Below are 17,719 nucleotides of genomic sequence, written 5' to 3' on the forward strand. Positions count from 1 at the left end.
GGCGTTAGCGGCCTTTGAGGAATTACGGCGATTGAAACTAAACATTAAAATTGGAAATTCCGCATTCGCTGACGGCTTCGTAAGAAGCACCTTATGTTTTTGCTTGATTCATTTGGCACCATTCATATTTGATAACGGCATTCCAGCTGATGGGTGCGGGTATATTGGCTTTCCCATGATTTTCTACGAAGAGTGTTATTGGAGTGGTGTAAATTTCGAGCAATTTAGCTTGTATTTCGATATTTTTATCTGGTTGCTTGTGTCTAGCATCGTAGGGATTAGGTGGCACAAACTAAGAAAGCATGGTTTGCGCTAACAACACGCCCTGAGGTGGACAGCAAGCATTAAGTTTTACTTTCTACCGCATATTTTAAGAGCGGTGAACCCTTACTTTTCAAGGCTTCTAGAGGATTGTGTAAGACAGGCATACATAAGATTTTGATTTTATTTGATATTAAATAAGTTCATCGACTATGCATCGATTGCTGTCCCGCATGAACATTATCATCTTGATTATGATATTACACCTTTGCAAATTGACGAATTAGGTTATGGTAAACATTATGCAAATTATCTAGCTCTGCTCTTGATGTGTTGTTTTCTTTAATTAAATTTTGAATCGTTTGATCTAATTGATATAAGTTTTGTCGAATATTCGTCTCTGAAATCATGCTTTGCATCCAAGTGATCGCTGCCATTCTTTGGCCACGGGTAACGGCGGTTACCTTATGCAAACTACTTGATGGGTAAAGCACGGCATATCCTGCCGGTAACTTGATTTGTTGTTGGCCAAATTCCGTTGAAATAATTAACTCACCGCCGTCGTATGATTCAGGATCACTTAAAAAAGTTGTCATCGACAAGTCGCTTCGTAACACTTGAGCTGAATTTGGAATTCGCATAATCGCTGAGTCAACATGATATCCATACTCCTCTGTTTTACTGTATCGATTAAAGCAAGGGGGAAATATTTTTTCGGGTAAAGCCGCCGAGACAATTTTAGGTGTTTCACCAATTCGAGTCAGTAACTGGTTCGCTAATTGGTTTACGTTTTCATTATTTGCATCGGCTTGACTGTTACTTTTTACCGAAGCCGCCATGCCCATTGCCGTTTCACTACCATCACCCCAAGGCGCATTGGTAAGCTGTTGACGATAATAGTTCACTTCTTCTTCTGATAATATTTTTTCGATAACAATCATTGCTATACCCTGTCATTATGAGTAATTAAAACTCGTAAGTTGCTGTTAGCTTAGCATTATTAGCATTACCTAAATACATAAATGCACCACTGCGATAGGCGGCAGTGTAATAGGTTTCGTCAAATGCGTTACCAATGTTTAATCTAAAAGTTAATGCGTCTGTTGCATAATAATTAGCAAATAAATTCACTACTTGGTAATCAGGCACAACAATACTGTAACGATTATTTTCACTGTCATAACCCGCTGCTGTGTCTGGCTGACCAGCATACATTTCGCTTTGATAAGCATAATCGCCACCAATGACTAACGCGTCATTAATTTCATATCTAACTTGTAAATAGACACTGTCTTCTGCAAAGTTACTTAAGGTTAAACCTATGTTATTTTCATTAATAGAATCAATCACTTCAGCATCCATTAATGTGGCAGAAAATTGCACACTTAAGGCGTCTGTAATATCACCAACAAGACCCACCTCAATACCTTTAACTTTGTTTTCGCCGGTATTTAGTGTGCCTAGTGCGGCGTAGTCATCTTCACCCACACTTTCCATTACATCACTTTTGGTAATTTGGAAAATAGAGGCTGTGAACATGAACTTATCGTCGAACGCCATAAACTTCGTGCCTAACTCTACGTTTTCAACACGTTCAGGATCGGAATCAGGTACTTGAGTTGCGGTGCCACATACACCACCATATCCACAGCTAGCACCTAAGTCAGATTCACCACCATTGATGTTAGTTGCTGTGCTGTAGTTAGCATAAATATTAACATTGTTTGAAAGGTCATAAATTAGACCTATATTGCCATTGTACATCGTGTCAGAGTATTCATAAGCCGTTTCTGTACCGCGTCTTATCGTATCGTTACTATAGTCAAAGTTATCTACCCTAAGGCCATAATAAAGATCAAGTTGCTCAGTTAAATGTACCGTGTCCATCATATATGCAGAAATCGTTTCAATATTCATTGAAGCGTCATCATAGTCATCAACAAAAGTTCTACCCATTAATTGACTGATATTACCAACTTTGCTTCCAGAAGCATCGATAATACAGTAGCTATCAGTATCACCTCTACGGCCTGAAGTAACGCAATTTGTCGGGTTGTTATAGGTAATATCGTAAACACCGTTTTCTACACTTTCGTCGGTAAACTCAAGACCAAAGACAAAGTTGTTTTCAAAACCTAATACATCAGTATTTAAAAATAAATTAAATTGGGTGCTTTTATAATCTACATTTTGGTTACCTTGATGAGTGCTTAAACTCACCGTTGCAGCTCCCGGTGCAGCAGGATCTGAGTCTGCTCGCGTTGTGCCTCTTGCGCCGGTAGTTATATAGCCGTTTTCTGTTTCGCCAATACGAGTTGCATTATATAAAGTGACATTATCATTCACTTCATATTCTGTGCGTAATGTTAGGGTTTTCACTTCAGAAGATAAAAAGTCAGACTCTTGAGCATAAACTGGAATGTCGGCAACGGGTTTTCGAGTGGCACTATCAAAGTAACTGCCTAAATCAGGTACGTCAGTGGCGTCTAGAAAGTAACCGTCAACTGTGAATGATAGTTTTGAAGTGGGTAAATATACGCCAGATATTTGTAAGCCCGTTCTTTCGCTTGAAATGCCTTCGCGGCCTGGTTTATCTTTATCTGATTTTAAGGCATTGATACGGATCGCAGATGTATCTGAAAGCGGTAAATTATAATCTAACGTAATACGAGAAAACTCATCAGTGCCTAAGCCTGCTTCAACACGGCCTAAATTATAGGCAACAGATGCTTTTTTAGTGACACTGTTGACCGCACCACCAGATGAACCTCGGCCTGCGAAGGTTGAGCTTGGCCCTTTGGTTATTTCAACACGTTCTGTAGCAAAACTTTCACGCGTTGTCATACCTGGATCGCGTAAACCGTCTACAAATATATCACTGCGAGCTTCGTGGCCACGGATAATATAACGGTCGCCAAATGCGTTACCATTTTCACCTGTACCTAACGTAACACCTGCTTGAGCAGCTAAAATATCTTTCAGGTCAGTTTTACCGGCTTCTAAAAGTTGGTCTTGTGTTAAAACGGTAATCACTTGTGGGGTGTCTACTAAGTCGGCTACTCGACGTATATCACCTGATGATTCGTGTAAATAAACTGAACTCTTAACGCCGTGAACCGCAATCCGTTCTATTGCTTCTTCTGATTGATTTATTTTTTTTGAATGACAGCTAGTCGTTGAATTTTTTTCACAAGCATCGGTATTTTCCGCTGCATGAATTGACGTACTGCCAAAAGCGAGTGCCGCTGCTACAGCTTGTGCACCTAGGGCTGATCTATTTTTTTGAGTGTCTATTTTCATGTCGTTGATTTTCTATTTTTGAAAACGTTTAAAAGATGAGGTGATCTTATCTAAATAAAATAAGTAATGCAAATGATAACTAATATCATTTGCATTTGATTGTTGTGTTTTTTTGTCTTTACTATTGCCAAATGTTATAAAAACACTAATCATTCATATGACACTCATACGAGATAGGCAGAAATAAGCCTATGATTTTATTTGATTTTAAATCTTTAGTTAGGATGATAACGATGACTGTCCCATACGATTCATTGTGTTTGATAAGTTAATTTTAAATTTAGCATGGTTCTATTCCTTAAAATTTACGTTGGTTAGCATAGCCTTCGCCACCTGTACCACAGGTTGATCCGGTTTATATCTTCGGTTGTGTCATTGCACCTAAGTTACAAGGGCTGCAATCTCTTCGAGTATTATTAACAAAACCTTAAAACTGATTATATGTTTGTCAGTATTATCAATATCTCATAACTGATTTATTCTATTTTGTATCATGCTGAAGTGAGTGTATAAGCTTTACCTAGGCGATTATGCATCATAAATAAGGTCATTTATCTGCAGGGTAGTGCGCGGATTTTGGCGTTCTAAAATGGATATACAGATGAACAAGACTATTTTAATCACTGGCTCAACCGATGGTATTGGTTTGGCTACGGCTAAATCTCTGGTGAAGCTGGGACATACAGTACTTCTGCACGGTAGAAGTGAGGCTAAACTTGCTGATGCTAAAACGCAGCTTTTAGCTTTAGTAAAAACAGAAGCTAAAACAGGAACTAACCCAGATAAGCCAGAGCTTGTTTTTACTTATCAAGCGGATTTGTCGAGCTTGACAGAAACCAAGGCGTTAGCGGAAAAAATCAAAGCAGAGCACAATAAGCTTGATACCCTCATTAATAACGCGGGTGTATTTATTGTGCCTGCAACCATTACCCCTGACGATTTTGATGTTCGTTTTATGGTGAATACTATTGCGCCATATTTATTGACCCAAGCATTATTACCCTTACTCGGTGATAATGCCCGAGTGATTAACTTATCTTCAGCAGCGCAAGCGCCGTTATCAGCACAAGAGTTACTTAAGCCAAGTACGTTATCTGATAGTGCTGTGCATGCCAAAAGTAAGCTTGCCTTAACGATGTGGTCTAGGCAGTTAGCTTTAACCTTAGGTAAAAAAGGCCCGGTGGTTGTTGCCATTAACCCTAAATCATTTTTAGGTAGCAAAATGGTTGAACAAGCTTATGGTGTGACTGGGAGTGATGTACAACTTGGTGCTGATATTTTAGTGAGAGCAGCCTTGTCTGAAGAGTTTTCTAGCGCGACAGGACTGTATTTTGATAACGATATTGGAAAATTTTCTTCGCCACATCCTGACGCGTTAAATCCTGAAAAAATTGCCGAGCTAACTCAAGTGCTCGAGCAAGTTATCAATAAAGTCACTAGCGACAACTAATAACCGTAAATCACATTAAAACCAGATATAAAATGAAAATTTTAAAAACGTTAAGTTCAGTCGTATTATCGGCAATAGCATTGCAGCTAAGTTCCACGGCCGTATTTGCCAGTAGCATGTTAGCTGAAAATACTGCTGAAAGTGCAAGCTCAACGGTGGTTACAGCCAGCGACATAAAGTGGGGATATTTAAATCGTCTGCGAGGTGATAAAAGCCCAGGTGCTGCAGAACTTTGGGGTGACAGAACGCAAAACGTTGCAACGGGTATGTTGGTTAAATTTAACAAAGGTTTTTATTCACCACCTCATATTCATAATGTTTCTTATCGAGGTCTTGTTATTGATGGCTTAATGCATAATGACGATCCTAACGCCGCAGAAATGTGGTTACCACAAGGTTCATTTTGGACACAACCTGCCGGCGAAGATCATATTACCGCAGCTTCAGGGCAAGCTAACTTAATTTATTTAGAAATTGATAGTGGCCCTTATTTAGTTAAACCGAGTAAAGCGTCGTTCAACAACGGCGAAAAACCGATTAATGTTCACACAAGTAACATGGTTTGGCTAAAAGGTGATGATGTCGCTTTTGTGAAGCCAAACAGTGGAGTTGAAGTTTCTCCTTTGTGGGGAAGTACAATTGCAGGTGAATTAGGCGGGACTTTAGTTAAGTTACCTGCTGACTTTTCTGGAGAATTAGCTGTTGATGCTGATGAGTTTCGTGTTGTGGTGATCAAGGGATCGGTTCAGTATCAAACAGCTCAGCTTAAATCAGCGCAGGCAAAATCGGTAACCGATTTAACCTCAGGCAGTTATTTTTATTCTAAAGGCACATTTAGCCACCAAGTAACCTCGTCTGAGCAGACGATAATTTATATACGTACTAACGGTCGTTTTACTGTGCGTTAACTTGCACCCCATTACAGGCAATAAGCAAAAATTTACCTTGTACAAATTACCTGAATTCAGATCGTAAAACGCCAACTTATTAAGTTGGCGTTTTTGTTCGCAGACGTTAATCGTTTAATTAACGCCTTAATTAATTAGTAAAGGCGCTAATTAACCTCATTAAAGAAACTTTAAAACGGTGCAACATTGTCTTTTGCTGTTGTTGGTACCGTCCAACGTTGTTCGGCGGCTATTGCCACTTTGGTATCATTTTGTGGTATTTGCATACCATATAACCAAAGTACGATGTTTGAGCGTTCGCCACTGGTAATTGGTTGTGCCGCATGAGCCACATTACCGCGGTGGATCATGGCTGTACCGGGCTCAAACGACAAGCGAGTGAATTTACCTGTGGCAGGATCGTAAAAATCGATTTCTGAGCCTGTAAACTTCTCATCAGGTAGGTTCATGTTTACATTCATGGTTACTGCCGATGCATCGGTGTGCAGCCTTAAAGAGGTGTCCATTCCCGCTTGCCATTGAATTGAAAAACCAAAGGTTTGGGTATCAAAGCCCACTACTTCTGGAAACAATAAGCGAGCGATAGGTCGCATGTATTTATCTAGTAACTGCTGATAAAAATCTTGAAAACTTGGCGCGGCAAGGTAGCCTTCAGATCGCGGATCAAGCTTAGCGCCATTACGATTAAGTACAATGCCATAAGGTGGTCTAAGTGGAATGTTAGACGCTGCCGCTTGTTGTAAATAGTCGCGCAACTCGACAAAGCGAGTCGGATCAAAAAACTGCGCTTTATAAACACCCGGCGCGGCTTCTTGCCATAAGTCACTTACTGCTGTTTCTGTTGATGGTTGTTGCCACGCGTTATTAACCGCTGCACGTAGTTTTTCATCTAAAATCGAATCACTTAACTGTGTTTTAGCGGTAAGCTTGTTATTGTTCTGGATATTGTCGGCTTTAGTTTCTTCTTCCCATTCAAGCCATGCTTGGCTAAGTCGCTTTTTGTTATTGTCCCAAAAGTATTGAACTGATGGCGCACGGGTAAGCATCTCTTGTCGAGAAGGCAATGCTAGTGCGCGAGCCTCAGCTAAAGGGCTAGTTTTTTTCTCTTTAATGGTATTTGCTATATTCATTTCACCTTCTCCATGTTTTTTAGGGAAGTGCTCCCCATTAGGTGAAATGATCTTATTGTATTGATATGTGTTAATAAATAAGCTAGTTAGTAATACAGTATTAATATTTTGTTAATAATAAAGATCGCAATAAAAGATAATCATTAGGCGTAGTAAAAACTGCTAATTTATTGTCGCTATAAAAAGCAAACCCTAATTTTTTTACTCTAGCCAGTAGGGTTTAACGCCATAGTAAGATTTAAGGTAATCAATAAAAGCACGCACTTTAGGGGCTAACAAACGTGAGCTTGGGTAAACTGCCCAAATATCCGTGTTCGATTCTAACGGGTAGTCTTTAAGCACTTCTACCAGTTCGCCTTTTTTTAACGCTTTATAAGCACACCAAAGCGAACATAAGGTTAACCCTGCGCCATTAATACAAAGATCTCTAATGGATTCACCATTATCAATGCGTATAGCGCCTTTGGCTTTTATTTTTTTTAATCCGTCTGGCGTGTTAAATACCCAAGTATCTAAACCTGAAAGTGTAATGCATTGATGGTTACTGAGCTCTTGCGGGGTTTTAGGCTCACCATGTTGTTTAATATAGTCAGGGGAGGCACAAACAATACGGTGATCAGCGGTAAGTTTTCTAGCCACTAACGTAGAATCGTTTAATGATGCGTTTCTAATGGCAATATCAAAGCCCCCTTCAACCATATCAACTATGCTGTCACTTTGTCGTAAATCGACTTTCAAATCTGGGTATTGTTCAACAAAGCCTTTTAATGCGGGCACTATATGCATACGAGCAAACGAAGACGGTGCCGCTATTCTAATCGTGCCTTGCGGAGTAAAACTGCCTGCGCCTACCGACGCTTTGGCGCTATCAACAGCGTTTAAAACTTCTTCTGCGTGGGGTAAGAACGCTCGGCCTTCTTCGGTTAACGATACTTTTCGCGTGGTTCTATGAATTAACTTTACACCTAAGGCTTCTTCAAGCTTGTTAATATGCATACTGGCAACCGGTGGCGACAAATCTAACTCGCTACCTGCCATGCTGATATTTTGAGTGACCGCGATTCTGACAAAAAGCCTTAGATGTTCATTATTCATGGTGCGTCACTTATTATTAACAAAAAGTAAAAACTGATTCGTTATTTGAGTGTATTATCAAAGGTATGTTTTGTAAATATACTTTCCTGACTTAAGACGTACTTGAAACATTTATTCAAATAGAAGGAAATTATAATGAAAGCAATGATAATTAATGCATTTGGCGGTAGCGAAGTATTTGAAGCAGCCGACATAGCAAAACCAGCAGTTAAAGCAGGCCATGTTGTTGTTAAAGTAGCGGCAACTAGTATTAATACCGTTGATACCATGATCCGCCAAATGGGCGAAGATATCGCACCATTAGCACCTGCATTACCCGGTGTTTTAGGCATGGATTTTGCCGGTACAGTTGAATCTGTAGGCGAGGGTGTAACCGACTATGCAGTGGGTGATGAGGTTTACGGTTGCGCTGGCGGTTTAGCCGATTTACCGGGCGCGTTAGCTGAATATATGCTGGCAGATGTTAAATTAATTGCGCATAAACCTAAATCTATTTCAATGCGTGAAGCTGCAGCGATGCCGTTAGTGGGTATTACCGCGTATGAAGGTTTAGTGCGCGCTAATGTTAGCCAAGGTAAAAAAGTATTGGTTCATGGTGGTGCTGGCGGTGTGGGTCATTTAGCGCTGCAAATTGCTAACTACTTTGGTGCTGAGGTTTATGCTACGGGTAGCGGTAATGCCCAATCTGATCTAATTGAGCAACTTGGCGCAACGGCTATTAACTACAAAACAGAAACCGTTGCCGATTATGTTGCTAAATATACTGATGGTGCAGGTTTTGATGTGGTTTATGACTCCATTGGCGGTGCTAACCTATTAAACTCGTTTGATGCTGCGGCTTTAAATGGTCAAGTTGCCACTACGGTTTCTATGGCCGAAATCGATTTAACACCGGCACACTTTAAAGGCTTGTCGTTACATGTGGTCTTTATGCTTATTCCTATGCTGCATAACCATAAGCGCGAACAGCATGGTGAAATTTTAGCTAAGTTGGCAGAAATGGTTGATGCTGGCAAGTTAACGCCCATTGTTGATAAACAACATTTTGACCTAGAAGAAGTAGGTAAGGCGCATGATCGCTTAACTAGTCGCCAAGCTATGGGTAAGGTGGTTGTGTCTGTATAAGCCGTATAAATAATTGTTTATAACCTTAAGTTATTGATTTTACTTTTGAGTTTTTTAACGATTTTTTACTCGAACGACAATACTCATGCGGGACAGTCTGTGCGCCGAGCTAAATCGGTAGGTTAATGATGCCTGTCCCACACGACTAATACTGAGAATGTCATGGATTTACAAGCACTTGAATATGAGCAATTTACACGGCAATATAATACCAATCCGTAATAATAAGTGTCCACTCGGCGAGATTTTAAATGCGCTTAAATGAAAGAATAGTGGTGCTCTTTTGAGTTCGAGCAACACAGAGTAAACGCATTTAAAACTCGCCCTGAGGTGGACAGCTAGTAAAAAATCAATGATTGATGGCGAATATTAGCAGGGGTGAACCTCGTTTTTTTAATGCGGCCAAGTAGACTGATTCATTTTAGGGCGTGTTCGTTTTCCAACAACGAAATACTATTCTTATTCACTTGAAGGCTAATGCGCGGATGATGGTAAAATGTGGCTTACCTTTACTTTTGTGCTATTCATAATACGCTTTTGCCCAGAATGAATAGCGAATGGAAAAGCCAGCCCATTCCACAAAGGTTTGCCTTAAAAAGGTAGGGTCACTGCATCGCCAGTGTGTCCATGTTTTTTTCCACTGCTCTCTATTACGATAAAGGCGACTAACAAACGTGGCGCTAATTGTGGACCCGCTCCCGGTAAACTATCAAAAAGAGTTTTATCATCCTGAACTTTGTACATTTTCTTTATTTGTTTATCGAGCGTGTCAATGCTTTTGAGCAATACTTTAAATTGTACTATCAGCACTTCAACGAGTAATTGATTGGGTACAATCACCCCTTCATCTTCTGTTAAAGGAGATGTATTTTTTTTACTGAGTAGCCGCGCCTGATTGACAGCGTCATAATGTGAATTATGACGCTGAAAGAAGTCGAGTCATGTTTGCTTACGCGCCTTATTAACGGTCGTAAGCGATGGCGATCGGCTAAAAAAATTACAGTGGCTGTCCTAGATGATTTCATTAATTGAATTATAAAATATTCTAGAGTACGATTTAAGTTTGTTTCTAGCGAATTGTCAGTATCAAAATTTCAATTAACCATAGCGATTAGTCGAGCTAATACTCAGCGTGAACCAATAGAAATTATGGAAATTCAACCAACAAATGTTGTTCAATTTATTTTTGTATTTCAGATGATATTTGGTATTTGCCTCATCTGGCAAAACAAACGTTATCGGGGCTTATGTTACTTATTAATATTTTCTGCCTTTGGTATGGTTTTTAACTTAGCTGAAGAATTGGCAGGAACTAGAGATTACTACCTAGTCACTCCAATTTTCCTTCTTGGTAAAGGACCCTTATTTTATTTTTTTGTTTATCAATTAGTTTATTCAGAACAGCAAGTCACTAAAAAACGATTGATCCATTTATGCCCTATGTTATTTGCTTTAGCTTTCACTCAGTGGCCGCAATTGGTTATTGCATTAGGCACATTAAGCCAATTATTTTATGCGTGCCTGTCAATCAAAATTATTTCTTTTTACCATAAAGCTTCGTTCTCAATGAGATCTGATGCTGATTCACTCCAACTTTTTTGGCTAATAAAAGTTCTTTTAACTTTATTATTGTTAGGTGTACTTGATTTACTTAGGCTAAACCTGCAACCCAACATCACTATAGAACTAAATTTAGCAGGGCAGTTATTCGAGAATAGCGCTATTTTACTATTAATTAGCTACCTGATTTTTAAGGCCGTAAATTACCCTATATTATTTAACTGTATGAGTACGTACGAACATTTAGATAAAAAAATGCAAGAAAAAGACGCGTTAGAGAGTGATGCTTTAAAAAATGAAGAATTCAGTAAAACAATATTTATGAGCTTAGAGCGCATTATTAAAGAAAAATCATTGCACCATAAAAGCCGTTTATCATTAAATGATCTTGCCAAAGAAACAGGTTTGAATACTCGTGAAATTTCACGAGCAATTAATCAGGGGGCAAATTGCAATTTCTGTGATTACATAAATAAGTTTAGAGTTGAAGACTTAAAAGATAAGTTACTCTGCAAAAATAACACTAAATTTTCAATTCTCGATATGGCTTTTGATGTTGGTTTTAGCTCAAAATCTAGTTTTAATTTGATCTTTAAAAGAGAAACAGGAATAACGCCAACACAGTTTATGAAAAAACATTTAAATTAAAGTTCAATAAATACAATTTGTTATGTTAATTTCAATGTACAACTAAGTGTATTATCACGATATAGGACGTTTTTTTTATAACCTTCTGTAAATTATTGCTCATTCAATATCACAGGAGCAATCATGAAAATATTGCCATTTAATAAGCCAATAAAAAAACTTCTCTTCACTACCACTATTTTGTTTTTACTTTTAGCGAAAATTATAATTCTTTCCATTTTTTCATTAAACTTTTCAAAGCCAGCAGGCTTAATGCCAGTAAATAATAGTGATGGCTTAGCGATTAATAACGTCAATATTGTCATGGTCAAAGAAAATAGGATCCTCAATAATAGGCAATTAGTTATTCAAAATGGACGAATAACGGCTATTAACAAGGCGAATTCTTCGGTAAGAAGTAACATCCGAGAAATTGATGGTAATAATACTTACGTAACGCCGGGTTTGTTTGATATGCATGTGCATATATACGATAGAAAATATTTAACCCTTAATCTTGCTTATGGCGTAACTAGTGTGCGTAATTTAAATGGCATGAATATGCATTTACGATGGCGTGAAGAATTAAAAAATAAAGAGTGGTTAGGTAGTAACCTCTATTTGAGTTCACCGATTTTGGCTGGAAAAGGCTCTCATGCACTCAATCAAAAAATACTGTCTCCACAACAAGGTAGAGACGCAGTTCATATAGCTAAAGCAAGTGGTTACGATTTTATAAAAGTATATGGTTATCTTGAGCCTAAAATTTTTGAAGCTATTATTGATGAAGCTAAAATAATTGATATTCGAGTCGCAAAACATGGTCCTCATCCCGCTAGAGGTTCGGACTGGAGCTACCTAGAAGGTTTACAATCTTTAGAGCACGTAGAGGATATTTTTCAGGGGCCTTTAAACTATGAGTATAATAAAGAAGCATTAGAAATTATTGCGCGAAAAATCAAACAATCTAATGTACCAGTAGTTCCAACTTTAGCAACGTTCGATCATTTAACTCAGCTTAGTAACGGCAAAGATAAATTTATCAATAGCTTGGAGTTGGATTATTTAAATCCACTGTATTTTGATATCCAAAGTCATTTCACCGTATCACGTTGGTTAAAGGATAATAAAAAGCAAAGTACCTATCACTTAGAAAAACAAAAGTTTTTATCCTATATAGTGAAAGTACTGCATGAAAATAAAGTGAAAATTCTGGTAGGCTCTGATGCCGGTACTATGTATAGCCTTCCGGGTCTATCCACTCATAATGAAATGAAGTTATTACAACAATCAGGGGTATCAAATTTTGAAATACTCAAAGCCGCAACAATTAATGCCGCACAAACCTTATCAATAGAACAAGACTATGGCAGCATAGAAATAGGAAAAATTGCTGATTTGGTGTTAGTTACTGAAAACCCGCTAGACGAAATAAAAGCACTTAGAACTCCTTATGCTGTTGTTAAAAGTGGCCAGTGGCTAGATAAAAAACAACTTAAACGTCTTCGAATTGAAGCTAAAAATACAGACAGTTATTATTGGAGTATAATTAATTTACTTGAAGATTTACTTATTCGATTTTTCATCTATTAACTCACTGTTAAAGAGTAAAATACTCATGTGGGACAGGCAGCGTGCCGAGCTAAATCGGTAGGGTTAATGATGCAGTCCCACACGATTTTTTGTTGCATAACCATAAGCGCGGACAGGCAGTGCGCCGAGCTAAATCGGGAGGTTAATGATCTGTCCCGCACGACTCCGTCCCACACGACTCCACTACACGCCTTTGTAAGCTTGGTATTAATCATTTTTAGCTAATCGCTCGATTGTGTTTGTTAGCAATGGTCTGTAGCGTTTTTCAACGAAGTTAGTGTGATTTTACCTGATTGGTACGCTTGGATGTCCTGATTAGTAGATGGGATAAATATTAAATTAGGAAAGTTAAAGCCAACAGAAAGCGAAGTGATTGAAGATGAGATAGTTTTCTTTTAGTTGGTGTTAGTCATTTAAAAAGTAACAATATTAAAAGTGCGGTATATCATCAGATATACCGCACTTTTACGTTTTTAAAACTTTATTAACAGCTAAGATCAAGTATTGATTGATCGTCTGCAACAGGGAAACAGGCACCTGTAGGTAATGCAGCTGGTTTGTATCTACCTAACTCAGGATCATAAAGTCCATTTTCAAGAAACGTCGTTAATTGATCAATTTCTTCTTCTGTTAGACCAAGTGGAACAAATCGACTATCAAGCGCTCCCATTGGAATTACTTTTTGTGGAACCGCAGTGTTTTTATAAGCTATTACGTCACGAACACTGGTAAAGCTTGCACCGTGACCAAATATGTTTGTATCTGCTAAATTGTATAGTTGAGGTATTTTAAATTTAAAGTTATCTGCTATTTCACCAGTGAAACCACCACGGCCTCTTGCGTCTGCATCAGATACAGTACCGGTAACCTGTGGGTTATTTGGATCGAAATCTGCAAACCCGATAGCCATGAACATTTCACTTTCAGTTGCATTCAGTGCAGAGCTTAACGCAGGGCCGGTATGACAACTTACACAGTTAGCTTTGCCGAAGAATAATGTTGCCCCAGCAATTTCATCTTCTGTCATTGCTGTTTCATCACCGTTTAACCATAATTGGAAAGGTGCTTGGTTTGCTAAAATAGTACGTTCATAGGCTGCAATAGCTTTACCTGCATCTTCTAATACATCATCACTTCCATCAGGATAAGCCGCTTCAAACATCATAACGTACTCATCGTTTGTTTGTAACACAGAGTTGTCAGTCATGTTTAAGCGGTGAACAGCTGTACCAGCGATAGCTTGAATTTCGATACCCGCTAATTGACGTACGTTTTCAGCTTTAGGCGTTCCAGGTGTTGCAAGTACATCATCGGCCAAACCGGTGTTTACTATGCCACCTTCCATGCTACCAAATTGACCATTCCATAACATAACTTCTTGGAATGCCACATTTAATACAGCAGGTGATGTGAATGGTTGGACATCCGGTACAAAGGCAGGATCTTCTGATGCTTTATCAAAGCCGTCAGCTAAGATACGCTCGACACCAGTAGTACCAAATCCGCTACCACCTTCACCCATACCTTGCGTTACTCCGGCTTTAAAACCAGCGTCGGCATGGTGACAGCTTGCACAAGACCAAGTTCCAGTTAAGTCAGTATGAACCCCAGCGGTTGCTATACCTGTTTCGTGGTATAGCATTTGGCCTAATGCTACTTTCTCCGCTGTTACTAGGTTGTTGGGATCTTGCGGTATGTTAGAAAAATCGTCACTTGCAGGAAGAGCAAATGCCGAAGTACCTGATGTATTGGCTGTTTCGATGGTTTTAACTAATATTTGAGTTGGTGTTGGTTCGTCAGTTTGATTATTATCTGAGCTGTCGTTTGAACAAGCAGCGAGTAAGGCAAGTGATATACTGGTAACCAAAGTATTACGTAATGTGTTTTTCATGACTAATCCCTATCCGTAGATATATTATTGTTAATTTTTAGATTTAACTTCCAACTTGAATATTGTTTTTCAAGTTGTTTGGAAATATCTGCTGCATCTTTAATAAGACACCTTGGCGACAGACTTTTAAATCAGGTATGCTATATAACACAAAAATTACAATGACCTTTAGGTATTTATTTAAAATCAGCTCAAACAATCAATAAATAATCTCATTTGTTAGTTATTGATTAGGAATGGTTTAATCGGAAAAACCGAGAGCCATTATTTGGGCCCACTAGCAGCAACAAACAGGACACCCATTCAAAGTCATGTGCGCAGACGCGGTTGGGTACCTGTCCTACACGACTATTTATGTATTTCCATTCTAATGTTCGGTTTAATTGAAAGTTTAAATTTAGCAACAACTAGAGGCATAGTACTCTACGAAGTTACAAAACAGCGACGCGAATACCAATCAAAATACAAGCGGGCAAATAGAAAAGCATAAGAATTTCGGGGTCGCGCCTTGAAATTACACATCAGTATTAACACACTAAGGCCTGTTAAAACAGACTTGGGTGCCGCCTACCGTGGATTAAACCAAACTATTTTTAGGTAGGGTGCTTTAGCCACTAAGTGGCGTAAGGTTCCATTATTTGATACATATTATGTGGCGTTTTCAGTTATCCGGCTTACGCCACTGCGTGGCTAAACCGGTTTACAAGGTTGTAACCATGCGGGATAGGCAATGCGCCGAGCTAAATTGGTAGGTTAATGATGCCTGTCCTACACGACTCAAACATCCGTACCACACGACTACATCCGTGGGTAAAAGTTCAAACAATGATGATACATCTATCGGTTTAAACTTGGGCGGTAAACTTCAAAGTGGTTGGTATGTCAGTTATGTGACTATTTCAGAGAGCTTCCAACTAGGCTATGACTTTATGCATTTGTCGGTCAACTCTGACTATGTTGGCATCGGTATTCGCTATCCTTTTGGTAGTATAAATAATGATAACCAAACTTCGGTTTATTATAGTGGTAGTGTGTTGTTTTCGAGCGATGAGTGATATATTTTTTGCGTATTAAAAAACATCTGGCAAAAATTCGAGTGCTTGTCTCAATAAAAACATTGGTGAAACCACCGCCAGAGCGTAAATGCCGTTATTAAAAATTGGTATAAGGAAATACACCATGAATTACTTAAATATGAAATGCTTTTTATTTAATCAGTATTTAAAAGTAGTGAGGTTGCTTGCGTCGTTAATATTGGTGTTTTTTTCTTGCTTAGTGCAGTCAAGTGAAGTGGCAGAGATTCAAGCAAGTAAAATCGCTTTAGATAGTCGGGAGCATTTCAATTCGCGATCGATATATGTGGAGCTAGGTAATAAATCATTTGTGTTTTTTCATAAAATTCATGGTTTTCATTATAAAAAAATGTCGATACGAGTGAGTGAACTGCCTATTTCTGGGCAACCCCCCATGCAATCTAAAGCCATTTCTACTATTGAATCGCTGCCAAATAATACATTCACATCGTTGTCTGGCTTAACGTCGGTCGATGGTGAGCAATGGCTTTATTTTACGGTTTCAGCCGAATTGAAAACGGGTTCCGCCACAATAATGAAAGGCCGTTTGCAACCTAATGCCGAGCTTACTGATATCACAAAAGTAGCGATTAATGATGGATTAAGAGGCTTAAGTTGGCCATATATTTACTACGATAATGGGTTGTACTATCTGGTTTACAGGAAAAATAAGTGTTGTGGTTTAGGGTTAGCGGTTAGTGATAATGGTATTGATTTTGAAACACGCGATACGCTAAATAAAACGGGGTTTATGCCCGCGATAAACCAATTCGCTTCGGGTTCGTTAATTTACACTTACCAGCGCTCATTTAATACTGGCGAATTAAAACCAAATGGCAAAATGCGTCGGGTGATAAAGTCGCGTTACAAGATATCTCATGATAAAGGCCAGTCTTGGCAAACTGAACAGATCATGTCGAGTGCAGTACATAGTGTTCATGATGCTGTGCCGTTTTTACGAAAAGACGGCAATATCGACCTTTATTACAGCCATGGCTTCAATCGAGAACCCGGCCATTGGTCACTATGGCGGCGTTGTGTGAGCCCTGCTGGCAAATTAGGCAAAGAATATCTAATTGCTGATCAGAGCATTGGCCATGTTGCAAAACCTAATATATTTCGTCGCGGTGATGGTTCCATTGCCGTACTGTTTATCGAGCAAGGTGAAAATATTTTAAATGGACCGATTCAATATTTTAGTGTGCTGCAAAACGATGCCGCTTGCGACCTTTAAGTGTAGATAACGCAAGTGAACCTTGAAGTCGCGTTTTGAAATTTTCACATCAGTGTTAAACGCAGTAAGGCGGGTTAAAACAGACTTCATATGTAGGATCTTAAGAAAAAAGAGGTGTTTTCATGTTCAATTTGTGATCTTATTGGTTCGCTAAAACTGATAAAAGACAAACAAACATGAAGACAATGAACCTTACGACTTTGACAGATAAAATCCAATCAATTTTTGCTCCCAAGACACTTTTTTCAATTGCCAGAAGCGTGAAATTGGTTGAGCGCAGTCGCCAATTTAACCCTTACCATTTATTACTCGCAGTGATTGATACGCTAGGTTGCCAATCCAAAGCTAATTTGGCTGATATTCATCGAAAGTACCAAGCCATTAGTGGCATGCCCATTCGCTACAAACCTTTTCATAATCAGCTAAAAAAAGAACAGTGTCGTGATTTTATGCAGCAGTGTTTTGAAATGGT

At 38.8% G+C, this 17,719-nt stretch carries 14 protein-coding genes and 1 pseudogene; 9 read left to right on the plus strand and 6 right to left on the minus strand.

The window, feature by feature from the left end:
• The coding region (locus tag DPX34_RS22150) for a hypothetical protein (protein ID WP_232824828.1) at window positions 1–316 on the plus strand (316 nt) is incomplete at its 5' end.
• Window positions 317–521: 205 nt separating this feature from the next.
• On the opposite strand, the gene DPX34_RS21010 is transcribed toward DPX34_RS22150, so the two are convergent.
• Window positions 522–1,202, minus strand: coding sequence for a Fe2+-dependent dioxygenase (locus tag DPX34_RS21010; RefSeq protein ID WP_111980385.1), 681 nt, complete (start codon window positions 1,200–1,202; stop codon window positions 522–524).
• 25 nt (window positions 1,203–1,227) lie between these two features.
• Complete coding sequence (locus DPX34_RS21015; protein WP_111980386.1) at window positions 1,228–3,561, minus strand: TonB-dependent receptor; 2,334 nt, start codon at window positions 3,559–3,561, stop codon at window positions 1,228–1,230.
• Between the two features lie 601 nt (window positions 3,562–4,162).
• On the opposite strand from DPX34_RS21015, the gene DPX34_RS21020 reads away from it, so the two are divergent.
• On the plus strand, window positions 4,163–5,011 hold the full coding sequence (locus tag DPX34_RS21020) for an SDR family NAD(P)-dependent oxidoreductase (RefSeq protein WP_111980387.1): 849 nt from the start codon (window positions 4,163–4,165) through the stop codon (window positions 5,009–5,011).
• Window positions 5,012–5,043: 32 nt separating this feature from the next.
• The gene (locus DPX34_RS21025; protein ID WP_111980388.1) at window positions 5,044–5,919 is read left to right on the plus strand and encodes a DUF4437 domain-containing protein; all 876 of its coding nucleotides are present in this window, start codon (window positions 5,044–5,046) and stop codon (window positions 5,917–5,919) included.
• 170 nt (window positions 5,920–6,089) lie between these two features.
• On the opposite strand, the gene DPX34_RS21030 is transcribed toward DPX34_RS21025, so the two are convergent.
• Window positions 6,090–7,049 carry a 2OG-Fe(II) oxygenase family protein gene (locus DPX34_RS21030; protein WP_111980389.1) on the minus strand — a complete coding sequence of 320 codons (960 nt, stop codon included), beginning with the start codon at window positions 7,047–7,049 and terminating at the stop codon, window positions 6,090–6,092.
• Between the two features lie 201 nt (window positions 7,050–7,250).
• Window positions 7,251–8,144, minus strand: a complete 894-nt coding sequence (locus DPX34_RS21035) for a LysR family transcriptional regulator (protein ID WP_111980390.1) — start codon at window positions 8,142–8,144, stop codon at window positions 7,251–7,253.
• Between the two features lie 135 nt (window positions 8,145–8,279).
• Between DPX34_RS21035 and DPX34_RS21040 the strand changes: the two genes are divergently transcribed.
• Window positions 8,280–9,269: a zinc-dependent alcohol dehydrogenase family protein gene (locus DPX34_RS21040; RefSeq protein WP_111980391.1), complete on the plus strand. Its 990-nt coding sequence runs from the start codon at window positions 8,280–8,282 to the stop codon at window positions 9,267–9,269.
• A 591-nt stretch (window positions 9,270–9,860) separates the two neighbouring features.
• Here DPX34_RS21040 and DPX34_RS22155 read toward each other — a convergent pair.
• Window positions 9,861–10,109, minus strand: coding sequence for a hypothetical protein (locus DPX34_RS22155; protein ID WP_232824829.1), 249 nt, complete (start codon window positions 10,107–10,109; stop codon window positions 9,861–9,863).
• Window positions 10,110–10,418: 309 nt separating this feature from the next.
• Between DPX34_RS22155 and DPX34_RS21050 the strand changes: the two genes are divergently transcribed.
• Window positions 10,419–11,477, plus strand: a complete 1,059-nt coding sequence (locus DPX34_RS21050; RefSeq protein WP_157964815.1) for a helix-turn-helix domain-containing protein — start codon at window positions 10,419–10,421, stop codon at window positions 11,475–11,477.
• A 123-nt stretch (window positions 11,478–11,600) separates the two neighbouring features.
• Complete coding sequence (locus tag DPX34_RS21055; protein ID WP_111980393.1) at window positions 11,601–13,049, plus strand: amidohydrolase family protein; 1,449 nt, start codon at window positions 11,601–11,603, stop codon at window positions 13,047–13,049.
• A gap of 484 nt (window positions 13,050–13,533) precedes the next feature.
• Here the strand turns inward: DPX34_RS21055 and DPX34_RS21060 are convergent, their stop codons facing one another.
• Window positions 13,534–14,940, minus strand: a complete 1,407-nt coding sequence (locus DPX34_RS21060; RefSeq protein ID WP_111980394.1) for a cytochrome-c peroxidase — start codon at window positions 14,938–14,940, stop codon at window positions 13,534–13,536.
• A gap of 806 nt (window positions 14,941–15,746) precedes the next feature.
• Here DPX34_RS21060 and DPX34_RS21070 point away from each other — a divergent pair.
• The 3 genes and pseudogenes from DPX34_RS21070 to DPX34_RS21080 form a co-directional block, all read left to right on the plus strand.
• The gene (locus DPX34_RS21070) at window positions 15,747–15,995 is read left to right on the plus strand and encodes a hypothetical protein (protein WP_111980395.1); all 249 of its coding nucleotides are present in this window, start codon (window positions 15,747–15,749) and stop codon (window positions 15,993–15,995) included.
• 124 nt (window positions 15,996–16,119) lie between these two features.
• Complete coding sequence (locus DPX34_RS21075) at window positions 16,120–17,247, plus strand: hypothetical protein (RefSeq protein WP_111980396.1); 1,128 nt, start codon at window positions 16,120–16,122, stop codon at window positions 17,245–17,247.
• A 176-nt stretch (window positions 17,248–17,423) separates the two neighbouring features.
• Window positions 17,424–17,719: pseudogene (locus DPX34_RS21080) on the plus strand (hypothetical protein); the annotation flags it as partial.

It is taken from the genome of Algibacillus agarilyticus (assembly GCF_003286125.1).
In the GTDB taxonomy this organism is placed as follows: domain Bacteria; phylum Pseudomonadota; class Gammaproteobacteria; order Enterobacterales; family Alteromonadaceae; genus Algibacillus; species Algibacillus agarilyticus.

Excerpts from the sequence above, each read along its gene's own strand:
- DPX34_RS21010 (WP_111980385.1), bottom strand. The coding sequence starts at position 1,202 with ATGATTGTTATCGAAAAAATATTATCAGAAGAAGAAGTGAACTATTAT.
- DPX34_RS21015 (WP_111980386.1), bottom strand. The coding sequence starts at position 3,561 with ATGAAAATAGACACTCAAAAAAATAGATCAGCCCTAGGTGCACAAGCT.
- DPX34_RS21020 (WP_111980387.1), top strand. The coding sequence starts at position 4,163 with ATGAACAAGACTATTTTAATCACTGGCTCAACCGATGGTATTGGTTTG.
- DPX34_RS21025 (WP_111980388.1), top strand. The coding sequence starts at position 5,044 with ATGAAAATTTTAAAAACGTTAAGTTCAGTCGTATTATCGGCAATAGCA.
- DPX34_RS21030 (WP_111980389.1), bottom strand. The coding sequence starts at position 7,049 with ATGAATATAGCAAATACCATTAAAGAGAAAAAAACTAGCCCTTTAGCT.
- DPX34_RS21035 (WP_111980390.1), bottom strand. The coding sequence starts at position 8,144 with ATGAATAATGAACATCTAAGGCTTTTTGTCAGAATCGCGGTCACTCAA.
- DPX34_RS21040 (WP_111980391.1), top strand. The coding sequence starts at position 8,280 with ATGAAAGCAATGATAATTAATGCATTTGGCGGTAGCGAAGTATTTGAA.
- DPX34_RS21050 (WP_157964815.1), top strand. The coding sequence starts at position 10,419 with ATGGAAATTCAACCAACAAATGTTGTTCAATTTATTTTTGTATTTCAG.
- DPX34_RS21055 (WP_111980393.1), top strand. The coding sequence starts at position 11,601 with ATGAAAATATTGCCATTTAATAAGCCAATAAAAAAACTTCTCTTCACT.
- DPX34_RS21060 (WP_111980394.1), bottom strand. The coding sequence starts at position 14,940 with ATGAAAAACACATTACGTAATACTTTGGTTACCAGTATATCACTTGCC.
- DPX34_RS21075 (WP_111980396.1), top strand. The coding sequence starts at position 16,120 with ATGAATTACTTAAATATGAAATGCTTTTTATTTAATCAGTATTTAAAA.